Origin of the sequence: Prevotella conceptionensis 9403948 (genome assembly GCF_000312305.1) — a bacterium.
GTDB lineage: Bacteria > Bacteroidota > Bacteroidia > Bacteroidales > Bacteroidaceae > Prevotella > Prevotella conceptionensis.
The window spans coordinates 282731-287372 of the sequence record NZ_HE999445.1; the positions used below are offsets into that span (position 1 = coordinate 282731).

The 4642-nt window shown below is 50.9% G+C and carries 4 protein-coding genes; all 4 read left to right on the plus strand.

The window, feature by feature from the left end; all coding sequences use genetic code 11:
* On the plus strand, window positions 1-1389 hold a 1389-nt coding region (locus BN93_RS05510; RefSeq protein ID WP_232211114.1), incomplete at its 5' end, for a RagB/SusD family nutrient uptake outer membrane protein.
* A 399-nt stretch (window positions 1390-1788) separates the two neighbouring features.
* Window positions 1789-2661 carry a coiled-coil domain-containing protein gene (locus BN93_RS05520; protein ID WP_019187352.1) on the plus strand — a complete coding sequence of 291 codons (873 nt, stop codon included), beginning with the start codon at window positions 1789-1791 and terminating at the stop codon, window positions 2659-2661.
* 74 nt (window positions 2662-2735) lie between these two features.
* On the plus strand, window positions 2736-3677 hold the full coding sequence (locus BN93_RS05525) for an HlyD family secretion protein (RefSeq protein ID WP_019187353.1): 942 nt from the start codon (window positions 2736-2738) through the stop codon (window positions 3675-3677).
* A 400-nt stretch (window positions 3678-4077) separates the two neighbouring features.
* On the plus strand, window positions 4078-4590 hold the full coding sequence (locus BN93_RS05530) for a ferritin (protein ID WP_019187354.1): 513 nt from the start codon (window positions 4078-4080) through the stop codon (window positions 4588-4590).
* The last annotated feature ends 52 nt before the right edge of the window (window positions 4591-4642 follow it).

Genomic DNA, 4642 nt, shown 5'->3' on the forward strand with positions numbered 1-4642 from the left:
ACAAACCGAGGCATATACGATTATAGTACCTTCACAACCGACGAGGCCATCGTGCCCATTAGGGGCGGCGACTGGTACGACGGCGGCTTTTGGAAACGGCTGTACACCCACGAATGGAGCGCCAACGACCTAGAACTGTACAACCTTTGGTGCTACCTTCTCCAGTCGGTGGTGTGCTGTAACGATGCCATCGCCCTCATAGACAAGCATAAAAGCCTGCTCAACCAATCCCAATTAATGGCCTACAATGCAGAGGCAAGGGCCATCAGGGCCATGTATTACTATTACTTGATAGACCTTTTTGGCAATGTTCCGCTGTTAGAAAGAAACCAGACGTCGGTTGCAGAGGTGTCTAACACGCGCCGCAGCGAGGTGTTTCGCTTTGCCTTTAAGGAGTTGCAGCAGGTTGCACCCTATCTGGCAGATGCCCATTCCAACCTGCAAGGGCAGTATTATGGCAGGCTAACTCGCCCCGTTGCACATTTTCTATTGGCCAAACTAGCGTTAAACGCCGAGGTTTACACCTGCGACAACCCCGTGCGCCACGCCCGCAAGCCAGGCAAGGACATCCTTTTCACCGTCGATAACGAGCAGCTTAACGCCTGGCAAACCACCATCCGCTATTGCGAAAAGCTGCAAGCGGCCGGCTATACGCTCGAAAACAGCTATGCCGACAACTTCAAAGTGCACAACGAGACCTCGCGCGAGAACATCTTCATCATTCCGATGGACAAGAACATCTACCCCAACCAATACCAATATCTCTTTCGTTCGCGGCACTACAACCACGGCAAGGCATTGGGAATGGGGTCGGAAAACGGACCCTGCGCCACCATTTCCACCGTTCGCGCCTTTGGATACGGCACACCAGAAAAGCTAGACACACGCTTTAAGCTGAACTTTTATGCCGATACGGTGATGGTAGACGGCGATACGGTACGGCTAGACAATGGTCAACCGCTGGTGTATATGCCCTTGAACGTGGCCATAGACCTCACCACCTCACCTTATATCAAGACAGCTGGCGCACGTATGGCCAAGTACGAGATAGACAGGCACTCCTTTTTAGACGGGAAACTGCAAGACAACGACATCGTGCTGTATCGTTATGCCGACGTGTTGCTGATGTTGGCCGAGGCAAAAGTGCGCAACGGACAAAGCGGACAGGCCGAATTGGACGCCGTTCGGGCTCGTGCTGGCATGCCCTCCCGCACCGCCACACTGGCCAACATTCTAGAAGAACGTAGGCTGGAACTGGTGTGGGAAGGCTGGCGAAGGCAAGATCTCATCCGATTTGGCCGCTTTACGCACAGCTACGACCTGCGCCACGCCCTGGAAAAGAAGACACGGGCTATACAACCATCTTCCCCATACCTAGCAGAGCCATAGGCGCAAACGGCAACCTGCGCCCAAATAGCGACTTCTAAGGGCGCAACTTGTACGGCAGCAGACAGCAAACAGCGGCAACAAACGGCCAACAAGGCGAGCCGGCTTATAACATTGCGGCGGCAACGAGCTGCAAACAGGCGGCAACAAGCCGCCAACTACGTAGCCGAACGCCCTTTTCGCCCCACTTTCCGCCGACGTAAAGGGACACACCTCTGGCCGCCAAGTCATGCCCGTTGCAGGCAAATGGGCAGCCCAACCCCCACTCTAAAGCCTCCAAAACCATGCAATCTACATATTTTAAGTTATTAAATGTTTGGATTTGCACATTTGTTTTGTCGTATCGTTAGAAATATATAAATTTGCAAATATAATCAAATCCCTATATAAGCGATTGACTTTATGAACAAGAAAATTTGGATACCAACCATCATCGTGGTGCTAATCTTGGCTGGTGTAACGGCCTATCTCTTCATCAACTTGAACAAACAGAAGGAAGAAAACGCCGCCATCAAAGAACTGGCAGAGATAGACAAGAAGGAGATGGAGAACGAGTATCAACAATTTGCCCAGCAATACAGCGAGATGAAGACGCAAATCAACAACGACTCCATCGTGGCACAACTCACCGCTGAGCAAGAAAAGACGCAACGCCTACTCAACGAACTGCGAAGAGTAAAGAGCACTGATGCCATCGAAATTACCCGCTTGAAGAAAGAATTGGCCACTGTCAGGGCGGTAATTCGCAGTTATGTGATGGAGATAGACTCGCTAAACAAGGTGAATGCCAACCTTACGCAAGAAAACACGCGCGTGAAAGGACAATACGAGGCCGCCACCCGACAGATAGAAGGATTGAGTACGGAGAAACGTTCGTTGTCCGAGAAGGTGGCCATCGCCGCACAACTCGATGCAACGGGCATCTCGCTCGTAGCCAAAAACAAGCGCGGAAAGTCTACCGACCAAATAGATAAGGCCACGACACTGCAAGTGAGCTTTAACATCACACGCAACGTAACGGCAGCAAGTGGCGTTAAAGACATCTATGTGCGCATCATGTCGCCCACGGGCAGCCTGCTCAACGGCGCGGGTTCGTTTAGTTATGAAAACCGAACGCTGCAATATTCGATGAAACGCAGCGTGGAATATAATGGCGAGGAAACACCTGTGACGCTCTTCTGGAACGTGTCGCAAGCACTTGTTGCAGGCACTTATCAGGTGAGCATCTTTGCCGACGGAAACATGATTGGGTCGCGTAGTTTCGCTTTTAAATAGCGAACGGCGCGCCCAAGCCTTCAACAAGCGGCGCGCAAGCAGCCACCCAAACACTCTCACCCCTTAACTTAACCATGCAAAAAAAACTGCGATTAAGATTTAAACTGCTCATTGGCGGAACGACGGTTGTCGTTCTTGCGGCTGCCGTCGCCATTGCCGCCAATATGCTAAAGACCCCCAAACCCAGGCAAATAGATGGGCAGGTGGAGGTCTTGCAGTACTCTGTGCAGGTGCAACAAAGGGGAAAAGTGTTAGAGATTAGGGTGAAAGAGGGCGACTATGTGGAGGTGGGCGACACCCTAGCCCTATACAGAACCGACGACACACCCATGCCCGAAGACGCCACATTAGAGCTTTTGGCCACCACCCTGCATCCCTATCGCACCGGGAACAGAAACGTAGACCGCGCTTATGGCCGATGGCAACAAGCCAAATCTGCCGAAGAACAGGCCGAAAGGATATACAACGACGTGCAACAGAAGTTCATGAACGGGAAAGCGCCTGCCAGCCTTCGCGACAATGTCTTTACCGAATACAAAACCTTACAGGTGCAGGCCCTATCGCTGAAAGCCGATTACGAGAAGGCTTTACACAACCTCAAGACCGAGAAGAGCAACAGCAAAGGGCCGCAAATCATAGCCATCGTCACCAAGGTTGAAGGCGAAGTGAGCGAAATTGTGGTGAAACGCGGCGAGCAACTTTCGGCCAACAACACCCTGATGAGCATTGCCTTGCTCGACAACTTGTGGGGTTCTATCGCAGTAACCCGCAACGAGAAGGCGCAATTTAAAGAGGGCGACACCATACAAGTGTATTGTAAGCCTTTCAACATGTCCGTTCCCATGCGCGTATCTGGCTTTAAGGCTAACTTCGACTTCCTAGATCCCAACAACTACAAACGTGGCAACGAGGGCGCACAAACTTGGGAAATGCAATTGCGCCCTGTGTATAAAGTGGAAGGTTTGCGGCCAGGCATGCAGCTGTCCATTGCCGTAAGGGCAGACGACGAAGCTTAACCGCACCGCAAAAACGGCCAACGCAAACGTCAAACCCCATTTGTCACCGAAACCATTTAACCCCAACCGAGCAGTTGCTGCATAACCTCTTCCACTACAACCGCTGCACCAACGCCAGTATCACCCACATATCATAAACTTCTTTACGATGCTGCTCGCAGCCTTTACCCCACCCTTTGCTTATATTAGAAGAGCCAAAACGGCGCACAAATGGCGGTCCGTTCACCCTGTCCTGCACATAGCCAAGGGGCAACCATCATGCCAAAATCACGTTCTGCCTTTATTCGTTCCGGAGAAAATGGCACGATGTTTGTACATATAGCCACAAAAGAAACTGTTTAGGAATTATAGAGCTAGTTAGCAAGTAAAAGTATTCACCATATTTAAATCAAACATCATTATGTTAAAGAAGAAAATCGAAGACGCGCTCAACGCGCAAATCAACGCCGAGATGTGGTCGGCCTATCTATATTTGTCTATGGCCGCCTATTGTCACGCACAAGGTCAGCCAGGTATGGGAAAATGGTTCGAAGTTCAATTCAAGGAAGAACAAGACCACGCCAAAATACTTTTCAACTACGTTATCTCGCGTAACGGCAAGGTAGATCTTCGCCCCATCGAGGCCGTACCCACCGAGTGGAACAACATCCTTAACGTGTTCGAAAGTTCGTTGCGCCACGAGCAAACCATCACCGAGAGCATCAACAAGCTGTTCGCCCTCTGCGCCGAGGAGAACGATTACGCCACACAAAGCATGCTTAAATGGTTCATCGACGAGCAAGTGGAAGAAGAAGAGAACGTGCAAACCATCATCGACAACATCAAGATGATTAAGGATAACGGCTACGGCATCTACATGATAGACAAGGAACTGGGCCAACGCGCCTATAAGCCTGCCACGCCGTTGGCCTAAACGTTGCACTCACGTTGTGGACTAACGGCACACGTGCCACATTCGCCCTTCG

Coding starts and splice junctions, on each gene's coding strand:
- BN93_RS05520 (WP_019187352.1), top strand. CDS start 1,789: ATGAACAAGAAAATTTGGATACCAACCATCATCGTGGTGCTAATCTTG.
- BN93_RS05525 (WP_019187353.1), top strand. CDS start 2,736: ATGCAAAAAAAACTGCGATTAAGATTTAAACTGCTCATTGGCGGAACG.
- BN93_RS05530 (WP_019187354.1), top strand. CDS start 4,078: ATGTTAAAGAAGAAAATCGAAGACGCGCTCAACGCGCAAATCAACGCC.